Origin of the sequence: Aliidongia sp. (assembly GCF_035943795.1) — a bacterium.
Classification (GTDB): Bacteria; Pseudomonadota; Alphaproteobacteria; order ATCC43930; family CGMCC-115725; genus Aliidongia.
Genome location: NZ_DASZBY010000083.1, coordinates 12,358 through 24,632, shown reverse-complemented (window position 1 = coordinate 24,632; position 12,275 = coordinate 12,358). Strand labels below are relative to the sequence as shown.

General features: G+C 67.3%; 16 protein-coding genes. 8 read left to right on the top strand and 8 right to left on the bottom strand.

Annotated elements, in window-relative coordinates; all coding sequences use genetic code 11:
• Positions 1–15: 15 nt before the first annotated feature.
• From pspA to VGV37_RS14245, 4 genes are all read left to right on the top strand, one after another.
• Complete coding sequence (pspA, locus tag VGV37_RS14260; RefSeq protein ID WP_326880363.1) at positions 16–693, top strand: phage shock protein PspA; 678 nt, start codon at positions 16–18, stop codon at positions 691–693.
• A gap of 49 nt (positions 694–742) precedes the next feature.
• Positions 743–976, top strand: coding sequence for an envelope stress response membrane protein PspB (pspB, locus tag VGV37_RS14255; protein ID WP_326880362.1), 234 nt, complete (start codon positions 743–745; stop codon positions 974–976).
• On the top strand, positions 973–1,377 hold the full coding sequence (pspC, locus tag VGV37_RS14250) for an envelope stress response membrane protein PspC (RefSeq protein WP_326880361.1): 405 nt from the start codon (positions 973–975) through the stop codon (positions 1,375–1,377). The genes pspB and pspC overlap by 4 nt, the downstream gene beginning before the upstream one ends.
• Positions 1,378–1,582: 205 nt before the next feature.
• Positions 1,583–1,924, top strand: a complete 342-nt coding sequence (locus VGV37_RS14245) for a hypothetical protein (protein ID WP_326880360.1) — start codon at positions 1,583–1,585, stop codon at positions 1,922–1,924.
• On the opposite strand, the gene VGV37_RS14240 is transcribed toward VGV37_RS14245, so the two are convergent.
• On the bottom strand, positions 1,921–2,814 hold the full coding sequence (locus tag VGV37_RS14240) for a LysR family transcriptional regulator (RefSeq protein WP_326880359.1): 894 nt from the start codon (positions 2,812–2,814) through the stop codon (positions 1,921–1,923). The genes VGV37_RS14245 and VGV37_RS14240 overlap by 4 nt on opposite strands.
• Before the next feature lie 99 nt (positions 2,815–2,913).
• On the opposite strand from VGV37_RS14240, the gene VGV37_RS14235 reads away from it, so the two are divergent.
• A complete protein-coding gene (locus tag VGV37_RS14235) occupies positions 2,914–3,657 on the top strand; it encodes a sulfite exporter TauE/SafE family protein (protein ID WP_326880358.1) in 744 nt (247 codons plus the stop codon).
• An 18-nt stretch (positions 3,658–3,675) separates the two neighbouring features.
• Here the strand turns inward: VGV37_RS14235 and VGV37_RS14230 are convergent, their stop codons facing one another.
• Positions 3,676–4,815, bottom strand: coding sequence for a glycosyltransferase (locus tag VGV37_RS14230; protein WP_326880357.1), 1,140 nt, complete (start codon positions 4,813–4,815; stop codon positions 3,676–3,678).
• A 125-nt stretch (positions 4,816–4,940) separates the two neighbouring features.
• Here VGV37_RS14230 and VGV37_RS14225 point away from each other — a divergent pair, with 125 nt between their 5' ends.
• Positions 4,941–5,489 (top strand): cytochrome b, encoded by a 549-nt coding sequence (locus VGV37_RS14225; protein WP_326880356.1) that lies wholly within the window; start codon positions 4,941–4,943, stop codon positions 5,487–5,489.
• A gap of 53 nt (positions 5,490–5,542) precedes the next feature.
• On the opposite strand, the gene VGV37_RS14220 is transcribed toward VGV37_RS14225, so the two are convergent.
• From VGV37_RS14220 to VGV37_RS14200, 5 genes are read right to left on the bottom strand one after another with little or no spacing between them, the layout of a single operon-like run.
• Complete coding sequence (locus VGV37_RS14220) at positions 5,543–5,839, bottom strand: hypothetical protein (RefSeq protein WP_326880355.1); 297 nt, start codon at positions 5,837–5,839, stop codon at positions 5,543–5,545.
• Entirely contained in the window at positions 5,826–6,374 is a 549-nt protein-coding gene (locus tag VGV37_RS14215; protein ID WP_326880353.1) for an OsmC family protein, read from the bottom strand. Before VGV37_RS14215 ends, VGV37_RS14220 begins: the two co-directional genes overlap by 14 nt.
• Positions 6,364–7,143, bottom strand: coding sequence for an ABC transporter ATP-binding protein (locus VGV37_RS14210; protein ID WP_326880352.1), 780 nt, complete (start codon positions 7,141–7,143; stop codon positions 6,364–6,366). The genes VGV37_RS14215 and VGV37_RS14210 overlap by 11 nt, the downstream gene beginning before the upstream one ends.
• Entirely contained in the window at positions 7,140–7,955 is an 816-nt protein-coding gene (locus tag VGV37_RS14205) for an ABC transporter permease (protein ID WP_326880351.1), read from the bottom strand. The genes VGV37_RS14210 and VGV37_RS14205 overlap by 4 nt, the downstream gene beginning before the upstream one ends.
• Positions 7,952–8,929 carry an aliphatic sulfonate ABC transporter substrate-binding protein gene (locus tag VGV37_RS14200; RefSeq protein WP_326880350.1) on the bottom strand — a complete coding sequence of 326 codons (978 nt, stop codon included), beginning with the start codon at positions 8,927–8,929 and terminating at the stop codon, positions 7,952–7,954. Before VGV37_RS14200 ends, VGV37_RS14205 begins: the two co-directional genes overlap by 4 nt.
• Before the next feature lie 297 nt (positions 8,930–9,226).
• Here VGV37_RS14200 and VGV37_RS14195 point away from each other — a divergent pair, with 297 nt between their 5' ends.
• Positions 9,227–10,471 (top strand): GDSL-type esterase/lipase family protein, encoded by a 1,245-nt coding sequence (locus tag VGV37_RS14195; RefSeq protein WP_326880349.1) that lies wholly within the window; start codon positions 9,227–9,229, stop codon positions 10,469–10,471.
• A gap of 36 nt (positions 10,472–10,507) precedes the next feature.
• Here the strand turns inward: VGV37_RS14195 and wrbA are convergent, their stop codons facing one another.
• On the bottom strand, positions 10,508–11,110 hold the full coding sequence (gene wrbA / locus VGV37_RS14190) for an NAD(P)H:quinone oxidoreductase (RefSeq protein WP_326880348.1): 603 nt from the start codon (positions 11,108–11,110) through the stop codon (positions 10,508–10,510).
• Positions 11,111–11,223: 113 nt separating this feature from the next.
• Between wrbA and VGV37_RS14185 the strand changes: the two genes are divergently transcribed.
• Entirely contained in the window at positions 11,224–12,171 is a 948-nt protein-coding gene (locus VGV37_RS14185) for a LysR family transcriptional regulator (protein ID WP_326880347.1), read from the top strand.
• The last annotated feature ends 104 nt before the right edge of the window (positions 12,172–12,275 follow it).

The following is a 12,275-nucleotide window of genomic DNA, read 5'->3' as shown; positions in this document are numbered from 1 at the left end:
CAGAGGAGCGGTAACATGGGTGTGTTCTCGCGCATCAGCGACATCGTCAATTCGAACATCAATTCCATCCTGGACCGCGCGCAGGACCCCGAGAAGATCATCCGCCTGATCATCCAGGAGATGGAAGATACGCTGGTCGAGGTGCGGTCTTCCACCGTGAAGACCATCGCCGAGAAGCGCGAGCTGGAGCGCCGGATCGCCACGCTGTCGGCGGAAATCGAAGAATGGCAGGGCAAGGCCGAATTGGCGTTGACCAAGGATCGCGAGGACCTGGCCAAGGGCGCCCTGCAGATCAAGGCGCGGGTCGTGACCGACCTCGGCCTGTTGCAGAAGCAGCTGGGCCAGATCGAGGACGGGCTCGCCAAGCAAAGCGACGACGTGGTCAAGCTGCAGCAGAAGCTGGCCGACGCCAAGGCGCGCGAGGCGAGCATGGCGATGCGCCACAATACGGCGACGACCCGGCTCAAGATCCGCTCAACGCTGTATGACGAGCGCGTGACCGATGCCTTCTCACGCTTCGAGCAGGTCGAGCGGGCGCTGGACGAGCTCGAGGGCAAGGTCGAGGTGTTCGACATCGGCGTCAAGAAGTCGGTCGCCGACGAATTGGCCGAGCTGGAGGCCACGACCCATGTTGAGAACGAGCTCAGCGCATTGAAGGCGAAAATGGCCAGGAAGGCCGACGGCTCGATCTGAATTTCGAGCGATGAGGGCTTCGGTCCCCTAACGATAAGGACTTAGTGCCGTGGCGTTTCATGAAGCTCTTGGGGTCATGGGCATCCTGTTCGCGGTGATCGTCGCCCCGATCTGGCTGTTCCTGCATTACGGTTCGCGCTGGCGCCAGGCGAAATTGCTGACGACCGAGAGCGAGAAGACCTTGGCCGAAATGGCCGACATCGCCGACAGGATGCAGTCCCGTATCGAAAACCTGGAACGGTTGCTCGACGCGACCGCGCCCGACTGGAGGAAGCAGCCATGAGTGCCGGTCAGTTCCACTGGTCGCGCAACCCGATCAGGCTGTATCGCGATACCGAACGCGGCAAGGTCGCCGGCGTGTGCGCGGGTTTGGCCAACTATTTCGACATCAAATTGAAGTTCGTCCGCCTGGCGGTCATCCTCGGCATGGTGTTCGGTTTCTTCCTGCCGATCGCGATCGTCTACATCCTGATGGCTTTGCTGTTGAAGCCGATGCCGACGCAATTGTTCGCGTCGGAAAAAGAGGAGCATTTCTGGCGCACGGTCAGCATCTCGCCGAACGTGAGTGTGAGCGAGTTGCGCAAGCGGTTCCGCGGCCTCGACCGCCGGCTGTCGGATATCGAGAGCCGGGTGACCTCGGATGAATTCGACCTTCGCCGCAAGTTCCGCGACCTGAACGCTTAAGTCCCAAGCTTTCTGCCAAGATATCTCGACCCGTTCGAGACCCGTCCAAATCGGGCGGCCGTCCTTCCCGCGAGAGGAAGGCGGCCGATCCGCCCTCCACACCAGTCGCTCCCTATAAACGATCCGCGCGGCTTCGAGGCCGTGGCCGGCAACGGCTGAGCCTTGCCTCCATCGAGCCAGCGCTATGGAAGATGGGAATTCCGCCATGGTTCACACCCTCGACAGGCGCGGCAGCACGCCGCGCACCCTCTTCAAGATGATTCTGATGCTGGGCCTCGTGCTGGTCGGTGTCGCGGCCCTCGCGGCCGAACCCGAGCCTGTGGCAACGGACGCGGCTCCATCTCCCGGCTGTGCCACGACGACCTTCGAGTTCGGCGGCCGTATCGTCCAGAACGGCGAATCGACCGACGTCTGGACTTTGACCTGCCACCGCAACCCGGCGGCGGAGGCTGCCATGCCGCCAGCTACTGCGACCCCGATCACGGCGGTGCCGGTGGCGACCGGATCGGCCCGCCGGATCGACACGGTTGGTGCCGCGCAGTTCTAAACGATCTGGCGTGCCTTCAGATGGGCCGCGAGCTGCTGCGCATGGGCCGGCAGATCGGCTTCGCGCCGCTGGCACAGCATGAGGGTCCGGGTCGCCCAGCGGTCGGTGAGCGGGACGACCCGGATCGCCATCGACCGGCGATAGCGGCGGGCAGCGCTCTCCGACAGGATCCCGCAGCCGACGCCGGCCTCGACCATGCGGCAGATTGCTTCGAACCCAGCGACCCGGACGCGCAATTGCAGCGGCCGGCCGATCCGGGCGGCCTGTCGCGCCAGATGCTGCTGCAGCGCGCTGCCGAGATCAAGGCCGACGAATTCGAGGTCGAGCGCGTCGCGAAACGCAATGCTGCGCTTGCCGGCGAGCGGGTGGCCGTGCTGGACGACCAGGACCAGCCGATCGACCGCGATCGGGTGGGTCTCGAGCGAACCGGTATCGACGATGTCGGCGACGATGCCCAGGTCGGCCGTGCCCTCCACGACACCCTGGACGATCTGATGGCTCGGCCGCTCTTCCAGATCGATATCGATGTTCGGATGGTCGGCGAGGAAGCCCGCCAGTGCTTCGGGCAGGAATTCGGTGAGGGCGGCGGTGTTGGCCAACAGGCGGACATGGCCCTTGAGCCCGTGGGCATAGTCGGCCAATTCGCCGCGCATCCGTTCCATCTGCTGCAGCATCAGGCGTGCGTGATGGGCGAAGGCCTGGCCGGCCGGGGTCGGCGTGACGCCGCGGCGGCCACGGTCGAACAGGCGGGTGCCGAGCCGGGCTTCGAGGTCGCGGATCCGCTCGCTGGCGGAGGCAAGCGCCAGGTTCGCTACAACGGCGCCCCTGGTGATGCTCGCCGCCTCGACGATATGCAGGAACAGGCGCAGGTCGGTCAGGTCGAACGGCATTGCGGCCTCAGCGGGGTGTAATCTGCCTTCGGTAATGACGAAGGCTGGATCAGGAACTTCCACATTGTCCGCGAACGGGGCGGCGCGCAATCTTCGGCCATGGCCGATCCCTGGTTTTCCCTCATCCTCATCACCCTGACCTTCCTCCTTGCCGGCTTCGTCAAGGGCGTGATCGGGCTCGGCCTGCCGACCGTCGCGGTCGGCCTGCTGGGGCTGGTCATGCTGCCGGCGCAGGCGGCCGCCCTGCTGGTCGTGCCGTCGATGGTGACCAACCTGTGGCAGTTGTTCGCCGGCCCGCGCTTCGGTCCGTTGGTGCGACGGCTGTGGCCGATGCTGCTGATGATCTGCGTCGGGACCTGGTGCGGGGCGGGGCTGCTGACCGACGGCTCGGCCGGGCGCGCCACGGCGGCGTTGGGCGCGGCCTTGATAGTCTATGCGATCCTGGGCCTCAGCCGCCTGCAGTTGAAGGTTCCGCCGCGCTGGGAACGGCCGCTGTCGCCGATCATCGGGGGCGTGACGGGGCTGGTGACTGCCGCGACCGGCGTTTTCGTGCTGCCGGCGGTGCCGTTCATCCAGGCGCTGGACTTCGAACGCGAGGACCTGATCCAGGCGTTGGGCCTGTCCTTCACGGTCTCGACCCTCGCGCTCGCCGCCGGTCTCGCCCATGACGGCGCGTTCGACGCCGCGACCGCGTGGCACTCGGGTCTCACGGTCATTCCGGCGCTGGCCGGCATGGGTATCGGCCAGTGGGTCCGCGTGCGCGTACGGCCGGCTCTGTTCCGTACCTGCTTCTTCGTGGGCCTGCTGGCCTTGGGCGCCGATCTGTTGATCCGCGGGCTTTAGGCTGTGTTCCCGGCGATCCTAACGGATCGCCTGCGACCGGCCCTTCCATTGGCCGCCCTTGCCGCGCCAGTAGTTGACGGCGCTGCCGATCGTGGCGGTCGAATAGAACGCGGCGATGGCGGGCAGGGCGAGTGCCCAGGCGGGGTGCCGGTCATAGAGCCGGACCGTCGGCAGAAAGCAGGCGGCCATGGCGAGCCAGGTGGCGAGGCCGAGCCATTGCGCCGGCCCATAGGCGAAAATCGTCAGCAGCGGCGGCGCCAGATAAGTCACGGCCAGCCCCAGTACCGTGCCGACCAGCAGCAGCGTCGAGTAGTGCAACTGGGTGAAGGCGGTGCGCGCGATCATCGACCAGATCTCGCCGGCCGAGCCATAGACGCGGCTCGACCTTGTCGTGCGCGACGGGTCGAGCCGGATGCGGCCTCCGGCGCGCTTGATCGCGGCCGCGAGCGAACAATCGTCGATCAGCGCGCCGCGAATCGATGCGATGCCGCCGATTTTTTCCAGCGCCGCCGGCCGCACCAGCATACAGCCGCCGGCTGCCGCCGCCATCCGGGAACCCGGGTCGGCGGCCCAGCGCGGCGGGTAGAGCATGAAGAAGAAAAAGACGAAGGCGGGAATAAGCGCCTTCTCCGGCAGAGTCTCGGTCGACAATCGGACCATCAGCGACGTGAGGTCGAGATCCTCGGCCAGCGCCCGGCGCACCAGGGTCGAGACATTCTCGGGGGCATGGGTGATGTCGGCATCGGTCAGCAGGAAGAAATCGGCTGCCGTTGCACGCGCCCGGTCCAGCCCCTCGCTCACCGCCCACAGCTTGCCGGTCCAGCCCGGCGGCAGATCGCGGGCCGGGATGATATCGAGCCGGTCCGCGGCGTCGAGCGCGTTGGCCGCAGCCCGCGCCAGATCGGCGGTCCCGTCGGTCGAATGATCGTCGACCAGCACGATCGTGAGCGGCCCTGGATGATCCTGGGTCAGCAGCGAGGTGACGGCAGTGGCGATGCCTTCGGCCTCGTTGCGTGCCGGGATCACTACGGTCACGCGCGCGTTCGCGAGAGGACCGGTCGGCGCCGGCGCCTCGGCCACCCGCCAGAACCCGCCACGGGCCAGCAGCAGGTAGAGCCAGGCAAGCGCGCTCGCGGCGCCGACGATGGTTGCGATCATGGGGCGCGGTCGGCCGAGGGAAATTTGGTATCGAAAGATTTCAAGCGATGGGTTCTCATTAAAACGACCGAATTCCTCGGGTAGATAGCGATGGTTGGCCAGGGCGGAAATGGATGACGATGAGCATGAGGACCGAATTGCACGCTTCCTATAGCGCCTTCAGCCGAGCGGTGCACTGGCTGACCTTGGTGCTCTTCGTGGGCCTGTTCCTGATCGGATGGTTCCTGGACGATCTGCCCCAGGAAATGCGGCCGCCGACGCTTCAACTGCACAAATCCTTCGGCATCACCGTTCTGGCGTTGACGGTGCTGCGGCTGATCTGGCGTTTCGCGGCCGGCGTGCCGCCGATGCCGGCGGATCTTCCGGCCTGGCAGAAGTTGGCAGCACGTGCCGCCCAATACGCGCTCTACGGTTTGCTGCTTGCCCAGCCTCTCGTCGGCTGGCTGTGGTCGAGTGCGGCGACCAAGCCGATCAATTTCTATTTCCTGGGACAATTGCCCTGGCTGATCGGTCCCGACAAGCAACTGAGCCGGACGCTCGCCGGTCTGCACGGCACGATCGCCTGGGCGCTGCTGGTGCTGATCGCCATTCATGCGGCAGCGGCGCTCTATCATCACTTCGTGCGCCGCGACCGGGTGCTGCTCGCCATGGTCGGCGGCGGCGCCGGCCGCTAACGAAAACCGGCGCCCTGGGTTCGCCCGTGCGCCGGTCCGGGATCAGTCGATCTTTATGCGCATTTCAGGCGGAGCGGCCCGCTGGTGCGACATCGCCCGGCACCCGCCCAATGGCCGGCGCCGTCGCGCCCGCCGGAGATGGCCGGCATTCGCCATCCCTCCACCACCGGAGCCTCGTCCGACACCAGTTCGCAGGCGACAGCCAGACCCAGGCGCACCTGGGCGATGCGAACGACGGCGCGCAGCATCTCGGCGCTAACGCCATCGCGGTCCATGACGGCGTGCAGCACCGGATCGCTCAGCAGCTCGTGCAAATCGGGCTCGATGCCGGCGCGTTCATAAGGACGCATAGGCTGGTTCCCCCTCGGTCTTGGAAATGGCCGCGTCGAGCGACACCGCGATCGGCGGCGGTGCCGTCAGCGTTTGGTAGATAACGCAATAGCGCTCGGTCAGTTTCAGCAGAGTCTTCAATTCTTCGGCCGACGCGTCGGTTTCGAGGTCGAATGCCAGCCGGATCGCCGCGAAGCCCACGGGCGCCGTCTTGTCGACGCCAAGCGTGCCGCGGAAATCGAGATCGCCCTCCGCCCGGACCGTGCCGCCGCGCAGCGTGATGTCGAGTGCCGTCGCGACCGCGCGCAAGGTGACGCCGGCACAGGCGACCAGCGCCTCCAGCAGCATGTCGCCGGAACAGGCCGACAGCCCGTCGCCGCCGGTCGCCGGATGCAGCCCGGCCTCGACCAGTGCGCGGCCGGTGTCGATCTTACAGGTCAGGCCCGGGCCATCGAGGTCGCCCGACGCCTTCAACGTCACCAGGGCCGCCGCCGCGTCTTCCTTGTATTGCGCCTTCAGGGGGGCCTGGAGCGCGCGGAGGGTGTCAGACTGCATGGCGGTGTTCCTCGAGTTTGGTGATCGTGCCGGTGGCAGGGGCGGCGCTCGGGCCGAGCACGTCGATCAGGCGGTCCTTCCAGCGCTGGAAGGCCGGCGCGGTGCGCTTGATGCCGGCAGGCAGCCGGGGCGCGAATTCGGCGACGATCCGGCCCGGCGGGCCATCGAGCACGATGATCCGGTCGGCCAGCACCAGCGCTTCGTCCATATCGTGGGTGATCAGCAAGACGGTCGGCCCGTAATGGTCGCGGACCTCGCTCAGATGGTTCTGCAGACCGGCCCGGGTCAAGGGGTCGAGCGCACTGAACGGCTCGTCCAGCAGCAATAGTTGCGGCCGCACGACCAGGGCGCGGGCGAGCGCGGTACGCTGCGCCATGCCTCCCGACAGTTGCTTGGGCAATTTCGTCGCGGCCTCGCCGAGGCCCACCACGTCGAGCGCCTCGGCGACCGCTTCCGCCCGGGCGACCTTCGGCAAGTGGCCGAGCCCGAAGCCGACATTGCCCGCGACCGACAGCCAGGGCATCAGCCGCGGCTCCTGGAACACGATCGCCACGTCCTCCGGCCGGATCGGCTGTCCGGCCAGGGTCGCGGTGCCGGCGCTAGGCGCGTCCAGCCCCGCGATCAGGCGCAGCAGCGTGCTCTTGCCGCAGCCGCTGCGGCCGATCACGGCGACGGTCTCGCCGGCTTCGAAGGCAAAATGCAAGGGACCCAGTACGAGGCGACCGTCGAAGCGCTTGGCAAGGCCGCGAATTTCCAGCAGCGCGCTCATCGGCCGGCCTCCGTATCCTGCCAGGCCGTAAGCCCGCGCCCGACGCGGGCCAGAACGAGATCGCTGAGCTTGCCCAGCAGGGCGAAGAGCAGGATGGCGGCGATCACGACCGCCGGCCGGCCGGTCTGCTGGCCGTCGACCAACAGGAATCCCAACCCTTCGCTGGCGCCCATCAACTCGGCCGCGGCCACGAACATCCAGCCGAGCCCGAGGCCGCCACGCAGGCCCACGATGTAGGCGGGGAGCGCGGCCGGCAGCAACACGCGCCGGATCAGTTCGAACGGCGACAGACGATGGGCGCGCCCGACCTCGATCAGCTTGCGATCGACGCCGGCGATGCCGCTCATCAGGTTGAGATAGACCGGGAAGAATACGCCGACCGCGATCAATGCCACCTTGGACGCCTCGAAGATGCCGAGCCACAGGATGAACAGCGGGACCCAGGCGATCGAGGGCACGCTGCGCAGCCCCTGGACGAGGGGGTCGACCAGCAGCCGGATCGGGCGGGAGGCGCCGGTCAGGGCCCCGGCGATCGTTCCGGCCAGGGATCCCAGCAGGAAGCCCACGCCCAACCGGCCGATCGTCGCCGTGAGATGACTGGCCAGATCGCCACTCTGGGCCAGATGCAGGATCGTGACGGCGACGATGCTCGGCGCCGGGAGATGGTTGGGGGCGACCACCCCGGCGCGCGCGGCCGCTTCCCAGACGCCGACCAGCACCAGCGGCAGGATCCAGCCCGCGAGGCTCGGCGGCAGCACGCCGGGCTTCCGCGCGACCCCGCCGATCCCCGGCAGATAGGCGAGATCGGTCATTTCGTACTCGCGAATTTCTGCGTGAAGCGCGGCTCGAACAATTGCGCCAGCACCTGGTCGAGGTCGACCGAGGCATCGACCACGCCGCTCGACTTCAGCACGCCGGCCGCCGCTGCGATCGATTGGCGCGGACCGTCACCCAGGACGGGCGAGCTGAGGTCGGTGCGCTCCAGCTGCCGGGCCGCGACCTCGGGCGATAGCTTGGAGGCTGTCGCCAACGTCTGCGCCAGTTCCGCCTTGTGCTCGAGCGACCAATGCCGGCCGCGCTCATAGGCGGCCAGCACCTTCTCGACCACGTCCGGGTGAGCCGCCAGGAATGCCTCGCGGACGTTCAGGATGCCGTAGGTGTTGAGATCGGCATTGCGGAAGAACAGGCGATCGTGGGTCTCCAGCTCGGCCTGGGCCATGAACGGGTCGAGGCCGGACCAGGCGTCGACATCGCCGCGGTCGAGCGCCAGGCGCCCGTCGGCATGCTGCAGCGGGATGATCTTGACGTCATGCTCGGTGAGGCCAGCACCGGCGAGCGCGCGCAGCAGGAAGATATGCGGGTCGGTGCCCCGGGTGACCGCGATGCGCTTGCCCTTGAGATCGGCCACCGTCTGGATCGGCGACGTGGCGCTCGTGACCAGCGCCGTCCATTCGGGCTTGGAATAGACGTAGATCGCCTTGATCGGATTGCCGTTCGCCCGGCCGAGCAGGGCGGCGGAGCCGGCGGTCGAGCCGAAGTCCAGGCTCTGGGCGTTGAGGAATTCCAGCGCCTTGTTGCTGCCGGCGCTCAGGATCCAGGTCACATGCACGTCGGGGCCGAGGGCATCCTCGACCCAATGCCTGTCCTTCAGCACCAGGCTGACCGGATTGTAATAGGCGTAGTCCAGCCGCACGTCGAGCGGCTCGGCCTTCGCGGCGCCGGCACAGGCGGCCAGCATGGCTGTGGCGGCAAGGGTTCGGCGAAGGAGATTGGAAAACCCGGTCATGACGCACGCACCCTCTCGGACGGGGCGCGGCGACGATCGCCGGCGCCCCCTTGATCAAAGGACGGACGGCTTTTCGTCGGGGGAACAGGTCCTCCGCGGCGACAAAAAACCGCCGCAGCTTTTGCCGGGGCGGTTGTGACGCCTCGCTTTAGCTGCATTTGTAAAGCGCCCGCAAGCTGTTGCTCAAATCGGCGCTGTCGGACAAAGCTAGACGGTGGTTGGCGAGCCGTCAAGCAGTATATTAACATATGCAATTTGTTGTTTTGTGAAACTCCTTCCGGAAGGAATTGCACGCGAATGGCTCATTGGGTCACGAGCTGGGCCGGGTCCGTGCAGGGCCCTTATCCGATCGGCAATCCGTCGGCGCAGCCCGACCTGCGCTTCGCCTTACCCAATCCGGAGCTCGGCGCCCGCGACCAGACTTTTCGGCTGATGGTTCGACCGAGCCTGTGGGGACCGCGGGCCCGGCTGCGATTGTCCAATGCGCTGGGTGTCCGCCCGGTAACGTTCGACGGTGTGCATGTCGGCCTGCAGCGCTCCGGTTCGGTGGTGGAACCGGGCAGCAATCGACCGGTGACGTTCGAGGGCGGGCGTTCGGTCACGGTGCCGCCGCGCCACTGGATCTGGAGCGACCCGGTCGACCTGCCGTTCGTCGCCGGTGCCGGCGATCCGGCGCTACTCGGCCGCCGGCTGGCGGTCAGCCTGCATGTAGCGGGCGAAAGCGGCCCGATGACCTGGCATGCCAAGGGATTGACCACGTCCTACCTGACCGCGCCTGGTGCCGGCGCGCGGGGCGCCTCTGACGGGGTGCTCGAATTCCCGTTCACCACGACGTCCTGGTTCTTCCTCGACGCGGTCGACATGGCGGCCCCGGCGGAAACCAGGTTGATCGTTTGCTTCGGCGATTCGATCACCGATGGCACCGGCTCGACCTTGAATGGCGACGACCGCTGGCCCGATGTTCTGCTGCGGCGCCTGCAGGCGCGGGGCATCCGGCATGTCGCCGTGGCAAATGCCGGCATCGGGGGCAACCAAGTAATTGGGCCGGCGGACTATGCCCAACCGTTTCCGGGCGGTCCGTCGGCGCTCGACCGAATGGATCGCGACGTGATCGGCCTGTCGGGCGTGACGACGGTCATCTGGCTGGAAGGCATCAATGATTTCGGCGGGAACGGCAAGGCCTCGGCCGAGGCGGTCATCGAGGGCATGACGCGGGGCATCGCCCGCCTGCGCGCCCATATCCCGGGCGTGCGCGTGATCGGCGCCACCGCGGTGACGGCGCTCGGCAGCATCAGCCCCGCCCATGGCGATGCCGGGCAGGATGCCAAGCGCCGGCGCCTTAACGGCTTCATTCGCGAGAGCGACCTGTTCGACGGGGTTGCGGATTTCGACCGGGCGATCCTGGACCCGGCCACGGGCGGCATGCGCGCCGAATTCGTGCCGGACAGCACGATCGGCGGGCCGGGCGACTGGCTGCATCCGAACCGGGCCGGCTATCAGGCGATGGCGGCGGCGATCGATCTGGAGGCGCTGCTGGAATAGCGGCCGGGATCCGCGGGGATCCCGGCCGACCTGCGGTCAGGCCGCCAGCTTGGCCGCGATCTTGGCGACATGGGCGCCCTGGAACCGGGCGATCGCCAGCTCGTTCTCGCTTGGCTGACGCGAGCCGTCGCCGTTGGCGATGGTCGAGGCGCCATAGGGCGTACCGCCACTGACCTGGCTGTTGTCGACCAGGCGCGGCTCGGAATAGGGCACGCCGACGATGACCATGCCATGGTGCAGCAGGGTGGAATGGAACGAGGTCGCGGTCGTCTCCTGGCCGCCATGCTGGCTCGCGGTCGATACGAACACGCTGCCGACCTTGCCGATCAGCGCGCCCTTCGCCCACAACCCGCCGGTCTGGTCGAGGAAGTTGCGCATCTGGGCCGCCATGTTGCCGAACCGGGTCGGCGTGCCGAAGATGATGGCATCATAGCCGGCGAGTTCGTCGACCGTGGCGATCGGCGCCTTCTGGTCGAGCTTGAAATGGGCCTTTTCGGCGATTTCGCGCGGCGTCAGTTCCGGCACGCGCTTGATGTCGACCGTGGTGCCGGCAACCGAACGGGCGCCGTCGGCGATGGCATCGGCCATGGTCTCGATGTGGCCGTAGCTGCTGTAGTAGAGAACCAGAACCTTGCTCATGGAATCGCTCCTGAAACGGCGATGGGAAATTCATCGCCCTGAAGGTAGGCTGTTTGCGATTTCCGGATAATCCGCTGGTTCCGGAACACACTGTTCGGCGAGTTGATCCAATCATGGGGCGTTTCGAGGAAATGCAGGCCTTCGTCCGCACGGCGGAGGCGCGGAGCTTCACCGCGGCCGCCCAGCGGCTGGGCCTGTCCAAATCGATCGTCAGCCAGCGGGTCGCCGACCTGGAAGCGCGGCTTGGCGTGCGTCTGATCAACCGCACCACCCGGCGCCTGTCGCTGACCGAGGCGGGGGCAGGCTTCCTCACCGGCGCCGAACGCGCGCTGGGCGAGGCGGCGGAGGCGGAGGAGCGGGCGACGCGTCACGGCACGGAGCTGCGCGGTGCCTTGCGCATCGCGGCCCCGTTGAGCTTCGCGCTCATGCACCTGCAGCCGGCGATCTTCGAATTCATGGCGGCGCACCCGGCGCTCGAGGTGCATATCGATCTGGACGACCGGCACCTGGATCTGGTCGCCGGCGGCTGGGACATGGCCTTGCGCATCGGCCGCCTGCCGGATTCCTCGCTGATCGCCCGGCGCCTGGCGCCGTCGCTCACGATCTGCTGCGCCACCCAGGACTATCTCGACCGCCATGGCACGCCGACCCGACCGGAGCAGCTGGAGCGCCATGAATGCGTGCTCTATTCCGGCAGCCATCGCCCGGACTCTTGGCCGTTCCTGATCGACGGCGAGTGGGTGCCGGTCAACGTGCGCGGCCGGCTCGTTACCAACAACGGCGACCTGATCCTGGCCGCGGTCCTTGCCGGGCAGGGCGTTGCGATCCTGCCGAGCTTCCTGGTCGGTTGCCCGATCGCCAGGGGGCAACTCGTGCGCGTTCTCGCCGATTGGCCGACCAAGGACGGCGCCATCCATGCGGTCTATCCGCCGACCCGCAACCTGGCGGCCCGCGTCCGGCTGTTCACCGACTTCCTGGCCGAACGGATCGGCAAGGAACCCTATTGGGACCAGGGCCTGGCTCCAGCGGCAACCCCATCCAAGAAGTCGATGCCGGATTGAGCGAAGATCAACACGGATTCGCCACCGGCGGTGCCATGATGCCGGGAACGGCCGCCTCTTCGATGCCGGCAACGAGATTTTGGGGACCAGGAGACCGCACGTCG

What these genes read in the sequence shown, in the direction of transcription:
- VGV37_RS14205 (WP_326880351.1), bottom strand. Translation starts at nt 7,955, where the DNA reads ATGACCGATCTCGCCTATCTGCCGGGGATCGGCGGGGTCGCGCGGAAG.
- VGV37_RS14220 (WP_326880355.1), bottom strand. Translation starts at nt 5,839, where the DNA reads ATGCGTCCTTATGAACGCGCCGGCATCGAGCCCGATTTGCACGAGCTG.
- wrbA (WP_326880348.1), bottom strand. Translation starts at nt 11,110, where the DNA reads ATGAGCAAGGTTCTGGTTCTCTACTACAGCAGCTACGGCCACATCGAG.
- pspC (WP_326880361.1), top strand. Translation starts at nt 973, where the DNA reads ATGAGTGCCGGTCAGTTCCACTGGTCGCGCAACCCGATCAGGCTGTAT.
- VGV37_RS14215 (WP_326880353.1), bottom strand. Translation starts at nt 6,374, where the DNA reads ATGCAGTCTGACACCCTCCGCGCGCTCCAGGCCCCCCTGAAGGCGCAA.
- VGV37_RS14185 (WP_326880347.1), top strand. Translation starts at nt 11,224, where the DNA reads ATGGGGCGTTTCGAGGAAATGCAGGCCTTCGTCCGCACGGCGGAGGCG.
- VGV37_RS14195 (WP_326880349.1), top strand. Translation starts at nt 9,227, where the DNA reads ATGGCTCATTGGGTCACGAGCTGGGCCGGGTCCGTGCAGGGCCCTTAT.
- pspA (WP_326880363.1), top strand. Translation starts at nt 16, where the DNA reads ATGGGTGTGTTCTCGCGCATCAGCGACATCGTCAATTCGAACATCAAT.
- VGV37_RS14225 (WP_326880356.1), top strand. Translation starts at nt 4,941, where the DNA reads ATGAGGACCGAATTGCACGCTTCCTATAGCGCCTTCAGCCGAGCGGTG.
- VGV37_RS14230 (WP_326880357.1), bottom strand. Translation starts at nt 4,815, where the DNA reads ATGATCGCAACCATCGTCGGCGCCGCGAGCGCGCTTGCCTGGCTCTAC.
- VGV37_RS14200 (WP_326880350.1), bottom strand. Translation starts at nt 8,929, where the DNA reads ATGACCGGGTTTTCCAATCTCCTTCGCCGAACCCTTGCCGCCACAGCC.
- VGV37_RS14240 (WP_326880359.1), bottom strand. Translation starts at nt 2,814, where the DNA reads ATGCCGTTCGACCTGACCGACCTGCGCCTGTTCCTGCATATCGTCGAG.
- VGV37_RS14245 (WP_326880360.1), top strand. Translation starts at nt 1,583, where the DNA reads ATGGTTCACACCCTCGACAGGCGCGGCAGCACGCCGCGCACCCTCTTC.
- VGV37_RS14235 (WP_326880358.1), top strand. Translation starts at nt 2,914, where the DNA reads ATGGCCGATCCCTGGTTTTCCCTCATCCTCATCACCCTGACCTTCCTC.
- VGV37_RS14210 (WP_326880352.1), bottom strand. Translation starts at nt 7,143, where the DNA reads ATGAGCGCGCTGCTGGAAATTCGCGGCCTTGCCAAGCGCTTCGACGGT.